General features: G+C 67.0%; 16 protein-coding genes. 10 read left to right on the plus strand and 6 right to left on the minus strand.

The window, feature by feature from the left end; translation table 11 throughout:
• Window positions 1–10: 10 nt before the first annotated feature.
• Complete coding sequence (lysA, locus tag M1247_RS14980; protein WP_317157139.1) at window positions 11–1336, minus strand: diaminopimelate decarboxylase; 1326 nt, start codon at window positions 1334–1336, stop codon at window positions 11–13.
• 42 nt (window positions 1337–1378) lie between these two features.
• On the opposite strand from lysA, the gene M1247_RS14985 reads away from it, so the two are divergent.
• The 3 genes from M1247_RS14985 to M1247_RS14995 are packed head-to-tail and all read left to right on the plus strand — an operon-like array spanning window position 1379 to window position 4173.
• A complete protein-coding gene (locus tag M1247_RS14985) occupies window positions 1379–1996 on the plus strand; it encodes a TetR/AcrR family transcriptional regulator (RefSeq protein WP_317157140.1) in 618 nt (205 codons plus the stop codon).
• Complete coding sequence (locus M1247_RS14990; RefSeq protein ID WP_317157141.1) at window positions 1993–2910, plus strand: SDR family NAD(P)-dependent oxidoreductase; 918 nt, start codon at window positions 1993–1995, stop codon at window positions 2908–2910. The genes M1247_RS14985 and M1247_RS14990 overlap by 4 nt, the downstream gene beginning before the upstream one ends.
• 30 nt (window positions 2911–2940) lie before the next feature.
• Window positions 2941–4173: an MFS transporter gene (locus M1247_RS14995; protein ID WP_317157142.1), complete on the plus strand. Its 1233-nt coding sequence runs from the start codon at window positions 2941–2943 to the stop codon at window positions 4171–4173.
• On the opposite strand, the gene M1247_RS15000 is transcribed toward M1247_RS14995, so the two are convergent.
• Together M1247_RS15000 and M1247_RS15005 are read right to left on the minus strand one after the other, a co-directional pair.
• The gene (locus tag M1247_RS15000; protein WP_317157456.1) at window positions 4142–4465 is read right to left on the minus strand and encodes a DMT family transporter; all 324 of its coding nucleotides are present in this window, start codon (window positions 4463–4465) and stop codon (window positions 4142–4144) included. The two genes, M1247_RS14995 and M1247_RS15000, sit on opposite strands and share 32 nt — an antisense overlap.
• Window positions 4465–4800: a DMT family transporter gene (locus M1247_RS15005; RefSeq protein ID WP_317157143.1), complete on the minus strand. Its 336-nt coding sequence runs from the start codon at window positions 4798–4800 to the stop codon at window positions 4465–4467. Before M1247_RS15005 ends, M1247_RS15000 begins: the two co-directional genes overlap by 1 nt.
• 84 nt (window positions 4801–4884) lie before the next feature.
• On the opposite strand from M1247_RS15005, the gene M1247_RS15010 reads away from it, so the two are divergent.
• The 4 genes from M1247_RS15010 to M1247_RS15025 all read left to right on the plus strand — a co-directional run bounded on the left by M1247_RS15010 (window position 4885) and on the right by M1247_RS15025 (window position 9478).
• Complete coding sequence (locus tag M1247_RS15010; protein WP_317157144.1) at window positions 4885–6432, plus strand: carboxylesterase/lipase family protein; 1548 nt, start codon at window positions 4885–4887, stop codon at window positions 6430–6432.
• A 51-nt stretch (window positions 6433–6483) separates the two neighbouring features.
• Entirely contained in the window at window positions 6484–7887 is a 1404-nt protein-coding gene (locus tag M1247_RS15015) for an NAD(P)/FAD-dependent oxidoreductase (RefSeq protein ID WP_317157145.1), read from the plus strand.
• Window positions 7888–8038: 151 nt separating this feature from the next.
• Window positions 8039–8662 carry a LysM peptidoglycan-binding domain-containing protein gene (locus M1247_RS15020; protein ID WP_317157146.1) on the plus strand — a complete coding sequence of 208 codons (624 nt, stop codon included), beginning with the start codon at window positions 8039–8041 and terminating at the stop codon, window positions 8660–8662.
• A gap of 111 nt (window positions 8663–8773) precedes the next feature.
• A complete protein-coding gene (locus tag M1247_RS15025; RefSeq protein ID WP_317157147.1) occupies window positions 8774–9478 on the plus strand; it encodes an Rv1815 family serine proteinase in 705 nt (234 codons plus the stop codon).
• Here M1247_RS15025 and M1247_RS15030 read toward each other — a convergent pair.
• Window positions 9475–9915: a nitroreductase/quinone reductase family protein gene (locus tag M1247_RS15030; protein WP_317157148.1), complete on the minus strand. Its 441-nt coding sequence runs from the start codon at window positions 9913–9915 to the stop codon at window positions 9475–9477. The two genes, M1247_RS15025 and M1247_RS15030, sit on opposite strands and share 4 nt — an antisense overlap.
• A gap of 116 nt (window positions 9916–10031) precedes the next feature.
• On the opposite strand from M1247_RS15030, the gene M1247_RS15035 reads away from it, so the two are divergent.
• Genes M1247_RS15035 through M1247_RS15045 form a run of 3 tightly spaced genes read left to right on the plus strand, consistent with a single transcriptional unit; the run spans window position 10032 to window position 12774 of the window.
• Window positions 10032–10724, plus strand: a complete 693-nt coding sequence (locus M1247_RS15035) for a TetR/AcrR family transcriptional regulator (RefSeq protein WP_317157149.1) — start codon at window positions 10032–10034, stop codon at window positions 10722–10724.
• Window positions 10725–10769: 45 nt separating this feature from the next.
• The gene (locus M1247_RS15040; protein ID WP_317157150.1) at window positions 10770–11264 is read left to right on the plus strand and encodes a VOC family protein; all 495 of its coding nucleotides are present in this window, start codon (window positions 10770–10772) and stop codon (window positions 11262–11264) included.
• A gap of 31 nt (window positions 11265–11295) precedes the next feature.
• Complete coding sequence (locus tag M1247_RS15045) at window positions 11296–12774, plus strand: FAD-binding protein (protein WP_317157151.1); 1479 nt, start codon at window positions 11296–11298, stop codon at window positions 12772–12774.
• 9 nt (window positions 12775–12783) lie between these two features.
• On the opposite strand, the gene M1247_RS15050 is transcribed toward M1247_RS15045, so the two are convergent.
• Window positions 12784–14670, minus strand: a complete 1887-nt coding sequence (locus M1247_RS15050) for an ABC transporter ATP-binding protein/permease (protein WP_317157152.1) — start codon at window positions 14668–14670, stop codon at window positions 12784–12786.
• A gap of 23 nt (window positions 14671–14693) precedes the next feature.
• Window positions 14694–16616 (minus strand): ABC transporter ATP-binding protein/permease, encoded by a 1923-nt coding sequence (locus M1247_RS15055; protein WP_410506883.1) that lies wholly within the window; start codon window positions 16614–16616, stop codon window positions 14694–14696.
• Window positions 16617–16646: the final 30 nt, after the last annotated feature.

The raw sequence follows: 16646 nt of genomic DNA on the forward strand, positions 1-16646 counted from the left end.
ACCGATCGCGTCAGTCGACATCGCGGACCAGTAGATCGTCCCAGGTGTCCCGGCGCACCACGAGCCTGGCATTTCCGTTGTGGGTGAACACAACCGGGACCCGGCGGGCACCGTTGTACTGGTTGGACATGGTGTAGCAGTAGGCGCCGGTGACCGGCACCGCCAGCAGATCACCGACCGCCGGGTCGCGCAGCGGTACGCCGTCGACGAGCTGGTCGCCTGATTCGCAGTGTCTGCCGACCACGTTGACGCGCTCGCCGCCGCCGACCCGGTTCACGAGGGTGGCCTCGAACCGTTGACCGGTCAGTGACACTTCGAGGTTGTCGCCCATGCCGCCGTCGACGGCCACATGCGTGATCGGACCTGGTTGGCGCTTGACGGTGGTGACGCGGTACAGCGTGCAGGCGCTGGTCGCGACCATGCTGCGGCCCGGCTCCACGATGATCCGGCTCTCGGCGGGCAGCAGCGCGCGGGCCCGGGTCACCATCGCCTCGGCGTACTCGTCGAGGCCGGGCGGATGCTCGTCGTAGGTGTAACGGGCCCCGAGCCCGCCGCCGAGGTCGTACACCTCGAACGTGCCGAGTGCGGCGATCGGTGCCACCGCGGCCGCCAGTTGCTCGACGTCGAGCAGTTGTGAACCGACATGGGTGTGCAGGCCGTCGAGCCGCAGCCGCCCGCTGGCCTCGATCCGCGCAATCGCGGCGCGGGCATCCTCCGGTAACAGCCCGAACTTCGAACCGGCGTGCCCCGTGGCCTGCGAGGCATGGGTGTGTGCATCGACCCCGGGGATGACCCGCACCAGGCAGGGTTGTCGACGGCCCCGCGGCACGATCCGCTCGAGGCGGTCGATGTCGTCGAAATTGTCGACCACCACCAGGCCGACGTCGTTGGCGATGGCGAGCACCAGCTCCTCGTCCGTCTTGGCGTTGCCGTGCAGGATCAGCCGGGCCGGATCCACCCCGGCCTTGAGCGCGGACAAGACCTCCCCGCCGCCCGCGACATCGAGGTGGAGCCCCTCTTGTGCCATCACCCGCTGTACAGCTGTGCACGGGAACGCTTTTGACGCGAACGCCACGTCGGAGCGGGGCCAGCGGGCGCGGAACGCCGCCAGGTAGTCGCGCGCCTGCGCCCGCAGCGCCGCTTCGGAGACGACGATCACCGGGGTACCGAACTCGGCGGCGATCCGGTCGAGCCGGCAGCCTCCGACGGTCAGGGTGCCGTCGTCGCCGAGGTGGCTCCCCGGCGGGAAGAGTCCGGTCAGTTCCTCGGTGCTCGCCACCAGTTCAGCGTGCCATCGCGGCGCGCCGGGTGTGCGCTCGGTGCGAAAAAGTTGCATCGCTCTCACCGGCGGTGCACCGTGGCATATAGTCTGTATGTAATGATCAATACAGAGCGGACGCTGACGAAGAAACAGCAACAGGGCGCGAACTCGCGTGAGCAGATCCTCGATGCCACCGAGCAGCTGATGGCCACGCGCGGCTACGCCGCCACGTCGATCAGCGACATCCGCAAGGCCTGCGGACTGCCTGCCAGCTCGATCTACTGGCATTTCGGCTCCAAGGACGGCGTGCTGGCTGCGGTCATGGAACGCGGCGCCGAGCGCTTCTTCGCCGCGATCCCCACCGAGGCGACAACCGACGAGCAACTGGCCATCACCGCGGATCTGCAGTCACAGCACCCGGAATTCCTGCGGTTTCTGTACCTGCTTTCACTGGAGCGCAGCGACGATCCCGCGGTCACTGCGGTGGTGCGCACGGTGCGCGACACCGCGATCACGCGGTTCGCCGACGCTGTGCGCCGGTTACTGCCGGCCGACGTAGCTCCCGCCCGTGCGCGGCGGGTGGTGGACGAACTCACCGCGTTCGCGGTCGCGCAATCCGACGGGGTGTTCTTCGCCAGGCACCTCGAGCCCGACAGCACCGATGTCGTGCGCATGTACCGCAGGCTCTGGCAGGCCGTCACCGCCCTCATCCCGATACTCCTGGAGGAACAATGACCGACAACACCGGCAGAACTGTCGTGATCACCGGTGCCAACACCGGGCTCGGATTCGAATGTGCACGCGCACTACTGGAATCCGGGCCGGGTTGGCACGTGGTCCTGGCCGTGCGCGACACCGCCCGTGGGACCGACGCGGCAGCCAGGCTCGGTAAACCCGAACGCACCACGGTCAGTGCACTCGACCTGGCGTCGCTGCGATCGGTGCGTGACTTCGCCACCGGCCTGCCGCAATTGGGCCTCCCGCCGCTGACTGCGGTGGTGTGCAACGCCGGTCTGCAATTCGTGGGTGGCACCCAGACAACTGTCGACGGTTACGAAATGACGTTCGGCGTCAATCATCTCGGACATTTCGCGTTGGTGAACCAACTCCTCGACAACCTGCGGACCCCGGCCCGGATCCTGGTGGTCAGCAGCGGCACCCATGATCCGGACAAGTTCACCGGCATGCCCGCGCCGCGCTACACCACCGCTGACGAACTCCTCCGGCCCGCGCCCGGTGGGCTGACGGGCGAAGAAGGTCGGCGCCGCTACACCACCTCCAAACTGTGCAACATGTTCTTCACCTACGAGCTGGACCGCCGCCTGGGCCACGGCGCCAAGGGCGTGGCGGTGAACGCGTTCGATCCCGGCCTGATGCCGGCGTCGGGACTGTCGCGGGATTACTCACCAGGCCAGCAGCTGGCCTGGCGTCTGCTCAGACCGGTGCTGCGGATGGTGCCCGGGGTGCACAGCGTCCGCCGCTCGGGCATCAACCTGGCCGCGCTGGTCGCCGATCCGGCACTCGACGGCGTCACCGGTGCCTACTTCGCGGGCACCCGCCGCCTGCGGTCCTCGAAAGATTCCTACGACGAGGAGCTGGCGCGCGACCTCTGGCAGACCAGTGAACGGCTGGTGTCGGCGGCGCGCTGATCCCCGCCCGGGCGCGGTAGTGTCGCCGAAGTGGGTTCAGGGCAGCCGGATTCGGCCACGACGTCGGACCGGCGAGCCCGTATCGCCGTTGCGGCCCTGTTTCTGACCAACGGCGCCATCTTCGCCAACCTGTTGCCGCGGTATCCGGAAATCAAAGCTGACCTGCACCTGAGCAACGCGGTATACGGTGCGGCCGTCGCGGCGTTCTCGGGCGGGGCGCTGGTGGCGGGACTGACCGCGGGGGTGCTGATCCGTCGATTCCAATCCAGCCGGGTTGCGGTCGTCGCCACGATCGGGCTCGCGGTGTTCGTCGTGTTCGCCGGCCTGGCGCCGACGCCGGCGGCGCTGGCGGGGGCGTTGTTCGTGGCCGGTGCCTGTGACGCCATCACCGACGTCGCGCAGAACGCCCACGGATTGCGGTTGCAGCGCAAGTACGGCAGGTCGATCATCAACTCCCTGCACGCGGTGTGGGCAGTGGGAGCGATATCGGGCGGGCTGGCCGGTGCCGCCGCGATCGCACTCCACGTGCCGCGTGGCACGCACCTGACGGTGGCCGCGGTGTGCTGTATCGCGGTGGTGCTGGCCGCCTACCGGTTTCTGCTGCCCGGCCCTGACCACGATGATCATCCTTCGACCCGGGCGGCGGTGGGCACCCGACCGAGCCCGCGCGTATTCCTGGTGCTGCTGGCACTGGTGCTGATCGCGATCGCCGGCGCCACCGTCGAGGACGCCGGGAGTTCCTGGGCCACGTTGTACATGCGGGACACCCTGCACGCTGCGCCTGCCGTCGCGGTGTTCGGCTACGTCGCGCTGGTGGGTTTCATGTTCGTGGGACGGCTTCTCGGTGACCGGCTCGTCGATCGCTTCGGTGAACCGGCGGTGGTGCGTGCAGGCGGCGTGATCACCGCCGCCGGAATGGGCGCAGCGCTGGCATTCCCGTCGGTCGTCGGGAGCATTGCCGGGTTCGGGGCCGCCGGACTGGGCGTCGCCACGCTGATCCCGGCGGCCATGCATGCGGCGGATCAACTACCCGGTCTGCGTCCCGGATCCGGTCTGACCGTGGTGACATGGCTGATGCGGGTGGGGTTCTTCGGCGCGCCCTTGTTGGTGGGAGTCGTCGCCGACGCCCACGGCTTACGTGCGGGCCTGCTGGCAGTGCCTGTGGCGGGCGTGCTGACGGTGGTGCTGGCCGGCTCGTTGGGGACCGCGTTTGCCATGGCGGCGCGTGCCGTCAGTGCGTCACACCGGCCAACTCGATCGTGAACACCCCCGACACGATCAGCGCGATGCCCAGCATCATCACCGGAGTGAGCGGCTCGCGGAACAGAAACCGTGCAGCGAGCGCCACGAGCGCCACACCGCACGCCGTCCAGATGCCGTAGGCGATGCCGACCGGCACACCCAGTGACAACGCCACCCACAACAGGTAGAACGACAGCACGTATCCGAGGATCACCGGTGCGATCCACACCCTGCGACGCAGCCCGTCCGAGGCGCGCAGTGCCAACGTCGCACCCACCTCGACGATGATCGCGCCGATCAGCGCCAGCCACATCATGACTGCTGTTCCGACGGGCGCGAACCCAGCTCGACCAGCAGGACGCCGCCGATGATCAGACCGATACCGGCCGCGATGGGCCAGGTGAACGGGTCGCCGAACAGGACGGCCGCCAGCGCCGCGGTGGCGGCGGTCCCCAGCGCACCCCAGATGCCGTAGGCGACGCCGACCGGCATTCCGGCCCGTAACACCAGCGTCAACAACACGAAGGCGCCGAGGTAGCCGCTGACGACCACGAGCAGCCAGCCGGCGTGGTCCTGAGACGCCCGCAGCGAGAGCGTGGCCGCGACTTCGGTGACGATCGCCGCCGCCAGCAGCGCCCATTTTTGCACCGCACCAACCTATCCGACGGTGCGTGGTGGTCCGTCTGCGTACCGTGGGAGAGTTCACTGCTGCTGCGTCACCGAGGAGCCGCCATGACCGTCGTCGACACCGAGTACGGACCGGTTCGCGGATCCGACGACGGGACGGTCAAGGTCTGGCAGGGAGTTCGGTACGCCGCCGCCCCCGTCGGCGCGTTGCGCTGGCGGGCGCCCACCCCGCCCTGTCCGTGGCGCGAGGTCGCCGACGCCACCGCCGTCGGTCCGGTCTGTCCGCAGCCGATCGACCCCCGGATACCGCTCGACCTCGGCGGTAGCCAGTCCGAAGACAGCCTCGTACTCAACATCTGGGCGCCGTCGGGTACCCAACCGGGGGACGGTAAGCCCGTGATGGTGTGGGCGCACGGCGGCGCCTACGTCCTCGGCTCGGCGAGCCAGCCGCTGTACCGGGGCCGCGTGCTGGCCGCCGAAGGCGATGTCGTGATCGTCACCGTCAACTACCGCCTCGGCGCCTTCGGCTTCCTGGACCTGTCGGATCTCACCGCGAAATCTGGTTCGAGCACAGTGAGTTTCGACACCAATCTCGGCTTACGTGACGTACTGGCCGCACTGCGGTGGGTGCGCGACAACATCGCCGCATTCGGCGGCGACCCCGCCCGGGTGACGCTGTTCGGCGAGTCGGCGGGCGGTGGCATCGTCACCACATTGCTGGCCAGCCCGGCCGCCGAGGGTTTGTTCAGCGCCGCGATCGCGCAGAGTTCCCCGGCGACGTCGATCTACGATGCCGAGCGTTCACGCAGCGTCGCCAAACAGTTGCTCAACCGACTGGGCATCGGCCCCGAGGACACCGGCCGGCTGGCGCAGGTGCCGATCGCCGCGATCCTCGCCGCGTCCCATGAGGTGTTCAACGCGGTCCCGACCCAGACCCCGGGCACCCTGGCGTTCGCCCCCTACGTCGACGGCGATGTGGTGCCGGATTATCCGGTGAAGCTCGCCCGCGAGGGCCGTACCCATCCCGTGCCCTTGATCATCGGCACCAACAAGCACGAAGCCGCGCTGTTCCGCTGGATGAAGTCGCCGCTGATGCCGATCACGCCGGAAGCGATCAGGGAGATGTTCGCCGGGATCGCCGCCGAGCAGCCCGGCCTGCAACTGCCGACCGAAGCGCAGATCGCGTCAGCGTATTCGGGCCTGCGCACCAGGGCTCGCGGCATGGGTGTGGCCCGCGATGTCGGCTTCCGGATGCCGTCACTGTGGTTCGCCGAAGGACACAGCGCGGCCGCGCCGGTGTATCTCTACCGGTTCGATTTCTCCACTCCGATGCTGCGGCTGCTGCAACTCGGCGCGGCGCACGCCACCGAGCTGCCCTACGTGTGGGGCAATCTGGTTGCCGGACCGAAGGATCCGACGTTCAAGTTGGGCGGGCTCAAGCACGGCCGGGGGGTATCGCGACGCATGCGGCGCCGCTGGGTGAACTTCGCCACCACCGGACAACCGTGCGGTGCGCCGGGTGAACCGGTCTGGCGGCCGTACCGCCCCGCGGACCGGTCCGCCCTGGTGATCGACAAACAGGACAAGACAGTCACCGATCTGGATCGCGACCTGCATGCCGCCTGGGGCCAAGAGGTGCTCAACTTCCGGTGAATCACCTCATGACCGCAGTGCAGCTGCCTGCCGCCCCGTAATGTCCGCGGTGTGCAGACCGTTTTTGATGCCCACGTCGACCCTGCACTGATCGATCGTGCGCTGGGGTCGAGCACGCTGGGCTCGGTGTGGCTGGACATTGCACGGCCGGATCATCCGACACTGACCGCGTCGACCGATTGCGACCTCGCGGTGGTCGGGGCGGGCTATACGGGGCTGTGGACGGCGCTGCACGCCGCCGAACGCCATCCCGAGTGGCGGATCGTGCTGCTCGACGGCCGTCGCGTCGGCTGGGCGGCGTCCGGGCGCAACGGCGGATTCGTCGATGCCAGCCTGACCCATGGGGATGAGAACGGAAAGTCGCGTTGGCCCAACGAGATCGATGAGCTCAACGCGATGGGGCTGGACAACCTCGACGGGATGGCTGCCGATATCGAGCGGCTGAACCTGGACGCGGAATGGCAGCGCACCGGCATGTTGACCGTCGCCACCGAGCCGCACCAGGTCGACTGGCTGGCCGAATCGGCGGCCGCGGGCGACGGCACCCTGCTGGACACCGAAGCGGTCCGCGCGCAGGTCGATTCGCCGACCTACCTGGCCGGGCTGTTCGAACCCGACACCTGCGCCATCGTGCACCCCGCGAAGCTGGCGATCGAACTGGCCCGGGCGTGCACCGACGCCGGGGTGAGTATCTTCGAACACACCACGGCCCGGTCATTGGGCTCCGGCTCGACCGTGCGCATCGACACCGGCGGGGCCGCCATCACTGCGCGCAGAGTGGTCCTGGCCACCAATGTGTTCCCGAGCCTGCTGCGTCGCAACAGGTTTCATACCGTGCCGGTTTACGACTACGTGCTGGCCACCGAGCCGCTGACCGAGGAACAGCTGGCGCGGATCGGCTGGCGCGGCCGTCAGGGAGTCGGCGACTGCGCGAACCAGTTCCACTACTACCGGCTCAGCATGGACAACCGCATCGTCTGGGGCGGGTACGACGCCGTCTACCACTTCGGTCGCAAAGTCAAAGCACACTACGAGGACCGGTCGGCGACCTACCGCAGGCTGGCGGCGCATTTCTTCCTCACCTTCCCACAACTCGACGACGTGACGTTCAGTCACCGGTGGGCAGGTGCGATCGACACGAACACCCGGTTCTGCGCGCACTGGGGACTGGCCCGCCACGGCCGCGTCGCCTATGTCAACGGATTCACCGGTCTCGGGGTCGCGGCAACCCGCTTCGCCGCCGATGTCTGCCTCGATCTGCTCGATGGCGTCGCCACGCCGCGCACCGAGCTGGAGATGGTCCGCCGACGACCGCTCCCATTTCCGCCGGAACCGTTGGCCAGCATGGGAATACAGGCCACTCACTGGTCGCTGGACCGGGCCGACCATGCTGCGGGGCGGCGCAATGTGTTGCTGCGGACTCTCGATGCGCTCGGCCTCGGATTCGATTCCTGACCGGTCGCACCGTAGGCAGATCGGGGCCGACGCCAAAAGTTTGCATGACGTTTGAATTGGGCCGAGCAGAACGGCACACAATCAAAAGCGAGATCAGTAAGCTCGGCGGGGTCGGCGCTGAGTCGACTTCCGGTCACGAAAGGGGCATTGCGTGGGAGACACACTGACCGAAGGACAGAAGCTGGAAAAGGGGGGGTCGCTTACTTCCAACAACGGCGCGTACACGCTGACGTTGCAGGATGACGGCAACCTGGTGTTGTACGCCCGTGACCAATCCGTCTGGTCGACTTCCACCAACGGCCAGGACGTGGTTCGTGCCGAGGTGCAGACTGACGGCAACTTCGTGCTGTACACCGCCGACAAGCCGGTGTGGCATACGGACACCAAGGGCAAGAAGAATGTGAAGCTCGTCCTGCAGGACGACCGCAATCTGGTGCTCTACTCGGGTGATTCGGCCGCGTGGTCGTCGAAGACCGACACCACCGAGCCGCCGCCTCCGCCCCCGCCCCCGCCCCCGGCGCCGGAGGCCGCGCCCGAGGTCGCACCCGCTGCTGTGGAGGAGTCGGCGCCCCCCGCGCCTGCTGCGCCACCGCCGCCGCCACCACCGCCACCCGCGCCTGAACCACGGACGTACACGGTGGTTTCCGGTGACACGCTGTGGGCGATCGCCGAGCGTTTCTACGGCGACGGCAACCGGTACCAGCAGATTGCCGACGCCAGCGGTATCGCCAACCCCGACCTGATCCATCCCGGACAGGTTTTGACGATTCCCTGACCTGCACGAAATGGCGGCCCGGACCGAGCGGTCCGGGCCGTCTTCGTGTGGGAGTGCGGTCGCGACGGTAGGCTGGCAACCCCACGACCGCCCAATGATCGGAGGCCCGCCGTGCCCCAGCCGTGGCTGAATGTGTGGCGGGCAATTGCGGCGGCCGCCCCGGTGGCGTTGTTGCTCGCATGGCCGTCCCCGGCGCACGCGACGCCAGGGGCCCTGGTGTATCCCGGCATGGAGGTCCACCAGGACACCAACTCCTGCACCCTGGGCTTCGTGGATCCGCAAGCCAGGCTGGGCTATACCGCAGGTCATTGCCGGGGCAGCGGTCCGGTGTCGGACCGGGACGGCAATTTCGTCGGTAACCAGGCGTCGTTCCGGGACAACACACCCGACGGTGCCACCATCGACACCAACCACATGATCTCCGACTGGGAGGTCATTGCGCTGGCCGGTGACGTCGCGGTGAACAACATCCTTCCCGGCGGGCGGCCACTGGTGGAGGATCCCGCGATCGTGCCGTCACCGGGACTGCCGGTGTGTCATTTCGGTGTGATCACCGGTGAGAGTTGCGGCACGGTCGAGGCCGTCAACAACGGCTGGTTCACCATGGCCAACGGTGTGGTGAGTCAGAAGGGTGATTCGGGCGGACCGGTCTATGTGGTCACGCCCGACGGCCGGGCCGCCATCATCGGCATGTTCAACAGCACCTGGGGTCAGTACCCGGCCGCGGTCTCGTGGCAGAGTGCCAGCGGACAGGCGCGCGGGGACGTGGTGCAGGCCTCTGGCAATATCGCCGATAACATTGTGCCGCAGCCTTAATCGGCCAATTCGAAGATCGGGATCGACGGCGCGACGGAGCGCAACTCGGTTTCGGATGAATTCGGCGTCAGTCCGCCTGCGTGCCCTTTGACCTCCCAGTACCAGCGGTCGAGGTAGCGCTTGAGCAGGATCGGCTTCGCCTCGTCGGCGACCTCCGTGACGTTGACGGTACGGCGGCGCCAGCGCGGCCCGGTGGTGACCTGCCCGGCGGCTCGGGCGTTACGGACCCACTGGGTATTGCCGCGGGGCGCCACCACGTAGTCCCTGCCGTCGACGGTCATGAGATTGACCACCACGGTGCGCACCTGACCGGTGCTGCGACCGCGGACCCTCAGGGCTGTCGTGCCGGCGATGCTGACGCCGAATTCGGCGAGCCGGCGGATCAGTTCGTTGCCGGTGCGGGCGAGCCGGCCCGGAGCGTCGTATCGCGTGGTCATGGGGAGTCTCCTCGGGCCGATTGTGAGTTCCGAGAGCGGTGCTCTCGAAATCAGCGTGGCATACCTGGTGCGACAAATCAAGAGCAGTGATCTCGTTTTGTGTCAGACTCATCCACATGGGCAAGCGTCAGGACAGCCGGGAGCGCATCGAGGCCGCGATCATCGAGATCGGCAGGCGACACCTTGCCGTCGACGGGGCGGCGGGCCTGTCGCTGCGCGCCATCGCCCGGGAGTTGGAGATGGTGTCGTCCGCGGTCTACCGCTACGTCGCCGGTCGCGACGAGTTGCTGACCCTGCTGGTGGTGGACGCCTATACCGAGTTGGCGGATGCGGTGGATGCCGCCGACTCCGGTTCGGACTGGCGCGCGCGGGTGCGGGCGATCGCGCGGGCGGCCCGCGAGTGGGCCGTCGGGGAGCCTGCCCGCTGGGCCTTGTTGTACGGCAGTCCGGTACCGGGCTATCAGGCCCCTGTCGAGCGCACCGTCGCCCCTGGTACCCGGGTGGTGAGGTCGTTGTTCGCCGCGGTTGCCGACGGCGTCGCCGCCGGTGATATCGCCATGACGAATACCGTTGCGGCGCCTCCTCTGTCGGCAGACTTCGACCGGCTCCGGGCGGAGTTCACCTTTCCCGGCGACGACGCCGTGGTGGCTAGGTGCATTCTGTCGTGGGCGGGGATCGTCGGCGCGATCAGCCTCGAGGTGTTCGGCCAGTACGGCGCCGACACGCTCACCGATCCTGCGCTCATGTTCGACGTGCAGATCGACTTACTGCTCGGCCTGTTGGGCGCCGGCGCAGACCCGCAGAACTAGAACACGTTCTAGCTATTGCGGCGCGCCAGCGATATCCTCATGACGATGCCTGACCAGACACCTGTCCAGATCGCGTGGGTGACGCGTGACCTCGACGCCACCGAGCGCGTACTCACCGGGCTGCTCGGCGCGAAGAAATGGATCCGGATGCCCGGAATTCACTTCGGACCGGACACCTGCACCTACCGGGGAGCGCCCGCGGACTTCGTCGCCGACATCGCGCTGAGCTACGCCGGCGACCTGCAGCTCGAGCTCATCGCCCCGGTGAGCGGGGCCAGCATCTACACCGAGTTTCTCGACGCCGCAGGCCCCGGACTGCACCACGTCTGCGTCGAGGCCGCCGACCTGCCCGCCTACGAAGCGGCTCTGCGCGACGCAGAAGCCGACGGCACCCCGGTCATCCAGCAGGGGACCATGCCCGGCGGGATGCAGTTCGCCTATGTGAGTGCGAGCCACGCCGGGGTGCCCTACATCGAGATCGCCCACATCCCGCCCGATATCCGGGCCTTCTTCGATCACATCAAACAGGAGCAACGGTGAGACCCACGAACGCTCGCGCGAGGAGAATACGATGATGCAGCTTCCCGACCCGATCAACGCCGTCGACGTCACGACGTACTCGGACGAATTCGACGTCGTGGTCGTCGGTTTCGGCATCGCCGGTGGATGCGCGGCGGTGAGCGCGGCGACGGCGGGCGCGCGCGTGCTGGTGCTGGAACGTGCCGCGGCCGCGGGCGGTACCACATCGATGGCCGGTGGGCACTTCTACCTCGGTGGCGGCACGGCGGTGCAGCAGGCCACCGGTCATGATGACAGCGCCGAGGAGATGTACAAATACCTGGTTGCAGTGTCCAGCAAGCCCGACCTCGCCAAGATCCGGGCTTACTGTGACGGCAGCGTCGAGCATTTCAATTGGCTTGAGGCGCTGGGTTTTCAGTTCGAACGGAGCTACTGGAAGGGCAAGGTGGTGGTCCCGCCGGGGACCGAGGGGCTGTCCTACACCGGCAACGAGAAGGTGTGGCCGTTCTGCGAGCAGGCCAAGCCGGCCCCGCGCGGGCATTCCGTCCCGGTGCCCGGTGAACTCGGTGGGGCCGACATGGTGATCCAACTGCTGCTCAAACGGGCTGCCGAACTCGGCGTCGAGATCCGGTACGAGACCGGGGCGACCAACCTGGTGCTCGACGACGGCGCGGTGGCCGGCGTGCGCTGGAAGAGCTTCGGTGACACCGGCGCGGTCAAGGCGAAATCCGTTGTCATCGCGGCGGGTGGGTTTGCGATGAATCCCGAAATGGTCGCAGAACACACTCCCGCGCTGGGCAAGAAGCGGCGCACCAAGCACCACGGCGAAGTCGAGCCCTACATCCTCGGCAACCCGCACGATGACGGCCTCGGCATCCGGCTCGGTGTGTCCGCCGGCGGCGTCGCCAAGAATCTCGATGGGCTGTTCATCACCGCGGCGGCGTATCCGCCGGAGATTCTGCTCACCGGAGTCGTCGTCAACAACCAGGGCCAGCGCTTCGTCGCCGAGGACTCCTACCACTCGCGCACCTCGGCTTTCGTGCTGGAGCAGCCCGATCAGCAGGCCTACCTCATCGTGGACGAGGCGCACCTGCAGATGCCGGAGATGCCGCTGATCAAGTTCATCGACGGCTACGAGACGGTCGGCGAGATGGAAGAGGCACTGGGTATCCCGGCCGGAAAACTTGCCGCCACGTTGGACCGGTACAACGCCAACGCGGCCGACGGTTCCGATCCTGACTTCCACAAGCAGCCGGATTACGTTGCCGCGCAGGACACCGGGCCGTGGGGTGCGTTCGACCTCTCGCTCGGAGTGGCGATGTACTCCGGATTCACCATGGGCGGGCTGACCGTGTCCATCGACGGTGAGGTGCTGCGCGAGGATGGCCAGGCCGTGCCCGGTCTGTACGCGGCAGGCGCCTGCGCGTCCAACATCGCCGAGGACGGAAAAGGTTATGCCAGCGGCACTCAGCTGGGAGAGGGGTCGTTCTTCGGCCGGCGGGCCGGTGCGCACGCGGCGGCGCGCCGCTGACTCTGCTGGCTACGTCTGCTCGCCGACGGAGGCGAGCCGCCAGGCACCGTCGCCCAACAGCTCGAGCCGCCGATCGTGGTGCTGCTCGAGCGTGCCACGGTGGCTGACGCTGACGACGATGCAATCGGGCAGCTGCGCGCGCAGCGCTCGGTACAGTGCGAACTCCTGACCCTCGTCAAGCGCGGACGTGGACTCATCCAGGAAGACCACCTTGGGTCTGGTCAGCAGCACACGGGCGAACGCGATCCGTTGCTGTTCGCCGGGGGAGAGGATCTTCGCCCAGTCGGCCACCTCGTCGAGGCGCCCCGCCAGGTGTCCGAGCGCGACAGTGTCGAGCGCGGACCGGATCTCACCGTCGGAAAAGTGGCCGCCCTCATGGGGATAGGACACCGCCGTATGCAGATCACCCAACGGCACGTAGGGCAGCTGCGACAGGAACATGGTGTCGTCCTGCGGGCTACGCAGCGTGCCCGAGGTGAACGGCCACAGCTGTGCCAGGCTGCGAATCAGGGTGGTCTTGCCGCTGCCCGACGTCCCGGTGATCACCAGCGACTCACCCGGGTCGAGCCGCACATCCAGCGGGTCGATGAGCCGGACGCCCGCCGGTGTCCGCACCTCGACGTCGTCGAGCTCAAGTGAACCGTCGGTGCTCGCCACGGTGGTCAATGACGGTAACTCCCTTGCTGTTTCGTTGGCGTCGACCAGGCCGTGCAGGCGGATGATCGCGGCCCGGTAGCCGGCGAAAGCGTCGTACACGGACCGGAAGAACGACAGCGAGCTCTGCAACTGGGTGAAGGCGCTCGAGGACTGGGTGACATCGCCGAACTGGATCTGGCCGGCGAACAGGCGTGGCGCCTGGATGACCGTCGGCAACGGGTCCACGATGTCGTTCATCGACCTGTTCCAGCCGAGAAATGCGATGCCCCTGCGGACGAAGGCCCGGTAGTTGGTGATGATGGCGGCGAACCTGGTCATCAGCTGGCCCTGTTCGGCGCGTCCGCCCCGATAGAGGCCGACAGCTTCGCCCGCATCGCGCAACCGCACCAGCGCGTACCGGAACGCCGCGTTCGTCAACTCGTTGCGGAACGACAGCCGGATCAGTGGCCGCCCGATCCAGAACGCGACCGCGGTCGTGAGGGCCACGTACAGCAGCGCAATCCAGAACAGCGCCTTGGGCACCGTGATACCCAGGATGGTCAACGGGCCCGACAGGCCCCACAGAATCGGGGTGAACTCGATGACCGAGACGATCGCGAAGACCGTGCCGAACAACAGGGTCTGTGCGGTGCCGACGGTCGGCGTATTGGTCTCGGGTCCGGTGCCGGTGGTGAAGATGTCGATATCCTGCTGGATGCGTTGGTCCGCGTTGTCAATTGGGCGGTCGATGAACCGCCCGCGGTAGTAGGCCTCACCGTCCAACCAGTCGCCGGTGAGCCGGTGGGTGAGCCACACCCGCCATCTGATGATGAAGCGCTGCATCAGGTAGGTGTCGAGGAGGGTGCGGGTGAGCTTTGCCGCGATCAGCCCGGCAAGGATCAGCAGTGATATCCAGAAACCGTGTATCGCCGCATCTTTCGCAGCGCCTTCGCCCTCGAAGGCGGCCTGCATCGCCGAGAACTGGTCGTTGGACTGGTAGGTGAGCAGCACGACCAGACGAACGTCGATCATGACCGCGAGCAGTAACACACCGAGCAGCCCCCAGGCCGGGATGCTCTGAGGGCCTTTGAAATAGTCGCCCGTGATGCGCCAGAACTGGGCGCCCCAGGTCGTGAACCGGGCGAGCACGGCCAGCACCACGATCATGCCGACCGCCGAGATCGCCCAGGCTTTCGCGATCCAGATCGCCGACGCGATCAACTCGTCGCCCCAATCCAGGGACGGCGTGAACGTTTCCATGCCGGGAAGTTACCCCGGCGCGGTCACACCGGCGCGGGTTCCTTCTTCTCGCCGCCGCCATCCACCCGGCCCAGTCGCCATTCGCCGTCGCCGAGCAGTTCGAGTTGGTGGGTGTGGTGTTGCTCGACGGTCGTGCGGTGGCTGACGCTGACCAGGATGGTGTCCGGTAGCTCGGTGCGGACCAGCTGGTAGAGCAGGAATTCCAGGCCCTCGTCGAGTGCCGACGTCGATTCGTCGAGGAACACCACTTTCGGCTTGGTGAGCAGGATGCGGGCGAACGCGATCCGCTGCTGCTCACCCGGGGAGAGCACCTTGGCCCAGTCTTGTTGCTCGTCAAGGCGTTCGACCAGGTGCGGTAGCGCGACCTTGTTCAACGTGTTCGCCAGGACGTCGTCAGCGACCATGCCTTCTTCGCCCGGATAGGTGACCACCGCGCGCAGGTCGCCCAGCGGAACATAGGGCAACTGCGAGAGGAACATCGTCTCGTTGGGCCCGCACGGTCGCGTCAGCGTGCCCGAGGTGAACGGCCACAGTTCGGCCAGGCTGCGCAACAGCGTGGTCTTGCCGCTGCCCGAGGGGCCGGTGACGACCAATGTGTCACCGATTTCCAGCCGCATGTCGAGCGGCTTGATGAGCTGTTTGCCGTCCGGCGTGCGGACCTCGATATCGGCGAGCTGAACCGTGCCGTCGACACACGGCGTGGTGGTCACTTCGGGCAGCGCCCTCGCCTCTTCGTTGGCGATGACCAGGCCGTGCAGACGGATGATCGCGGCCCGATAGCCGGCGAACTGGTCGTAGGCGTTGCGGAAGAACGACAACCCGTCGAGCAGATTCCGGAATGCACTGGCAGTCTGGGTGAGCCCACCGAGATTGATGTCGCCGCTGTAGAACCGCGGGAACTGCACCAGGTAGGGGATGAGCTCCTGGGCCTGGCTCACCGACAGGTTCCAGCCGTAGAAGCCGACCATCCGGTTCACGTACTTCTTGTAGTTGGAGACGACGGGCGAGAACAGGCGCCGTAGCCCCGTGCGCTCGGCGACTTCCCCGCGATAGAACGCGACCGCTTCAGAGGCGTCACGCATGCGCACCAGCGCGTACCGGAAAGCAGCGTTGAACTTCTCGTTGTTGAAGGACAACCAGATGATGGGACGGCCGATCCAGAACGCGATGACGGTGGCCAGCAGCACGTAGACGATGCCGATCCAGAACATCGCCCTCGGCATCTCGAATCCGAGCACGGTCAGATTGCCCGACAGATTCCACAGAATCGCGGTGAACGAAATCATCGAGGCGATGGCATTGACGGCGCCGAACAACAGCGTCGCGGTCGAGGTGTTGTTCGGGGTGTTGGGCAGTGGCCCCACCCCGGCGGTGAAAATGTCGATGTCGCTCTGGATGCGCTGATCGGGGTTGTCGATGGTGTCGTCGATGAAGCGGGAGCGGTAATACGCCTTACCGTCGAGCCAGTCCCCGGTGAGCCGATCGGTCAGCCAGGCCCGCCAGGCCAACATGAACCGCTGGGCCATGAACAGGTCGAGCATGATCCTGCCGACGCTGATCAGCGCGAGGATGGCGAAGATCAACAGCGACATCCAGAAGCCGTTCTTACCGGATGTTTTGACGGCCTCGTTGCCGCTCGCGACACCCTCGGCGATGACCTGGAAGCTCGTCATCATGTCGTTGCCCTGATAGGTGAACAGCACCGAGAGCCGCACCCCGGTGATCACCGACAGCAGCAGCGCGGCCAACCAGACCCAGATACGGAGGCTCGACCGCCCGGTGAAGTAGGCACCGGTGATCCGCCAGTACTGGCTACCCCATTTGGTATATCGGCCGATGAGAAACAGGATCGCCAGAGTGGCGATCGCGGCGATGCCCCAGCCCTTGGCGATCCAGACCAGCGACGTCTGCAGTTCGTTGCCCCAGTCGAGCGTCGGGGTGAACATTCCGTCCATCCGGGCAACGTACCCCGACAA

The organism is Mycobacterium appelbergii, assembly GCF_032883035.1.
Lineage (GTDB): Bacteria > Actinomycetota > Actinomycetes > Mycobacteriales > Mycobacteriaceae > Mycobacterium > Mycobacterium appelbergii.

Excerpts from the sequence above, each read along its gene's own strand:
- M1247_RS15035 (WP_317157149.1), top strand. The coding sequence starts at position 10,032 with ATGGGCAAGCGTCAGGACAGCCGGGAGCGCATCGAGGCCGCGATCATC.
- M1247_RS14985 (WP_317157140.1), top strand. The coding sequence starts at position 1,379 with ATGATCAATACAGAGCGGACGCTGACGAAGAAACAGCAACAGGGCGCG.
- M1247_RS15055 (WP_410506883.1), bottom strand. The coding sequence starts at position 16,616 with ATGTTCACCCCGACGCTCGACTGGGGCAACGAACTGCAGACGTCGCTG.
- M1247_RS15010 (WP_317157144.1), top strand. The coding sequence starts at position 4,885 with ATGACCGTCGTCGACACCGAGTACGGACCGGTTCGCGGATCCGACGAC.
- M1247_RS15030 (WP_317157148.1), bottom strand. The coding sequence starts at position 9,915 with ATGACCACGCGATACGACGCTCCGGGCCGGCTCGCCCGCACCGGCAAC.
- M1247_RS15050 (WP_317157152.1), bottom strand. The coding sequence starts at position 14,670 with ATGGAAACGTTCACGCCGTCCCTGGATTGGGGCGACGAGTTGATCGCG.
- M1247_RS15040 (WP_317157150.1), top strand. The coding sequence starts at position 10,770 with ATGCCTGACCAGACACCTGTCCAGATCGCGTGGGTGACGCGTGACCTC.
- lysA (WP_317157139.1), bottom strand. The coding sequence starts at position 1,336 with ATGCAACTTTTTCGCACCGAGCGCACACCCGGCGCGCCGCGATGGCAC.
- M1247_RS14990 (WP_317157141.1), top strand. The coding sequence starts at position 1,993 with ATGACCGACAACACCGGCAGAACTGTCGTGATCACCGGTGCCAACACC.
- M1247_RS15045 (WP_317157151.1), top strand. The coding sequence starts at position 11,296 with ATGATGCAGCTTCCCGACCCGATCAACGCCGTCGACGTCACGACGTAC.
- M1247_RS15000 (WP_317157456.1), bottom strand. The coding sequence starts at position 4,465 with ATGTGGCTGGCGCTGATCGGCGCGATCATCGTCGAGGTGGGTGCGACG.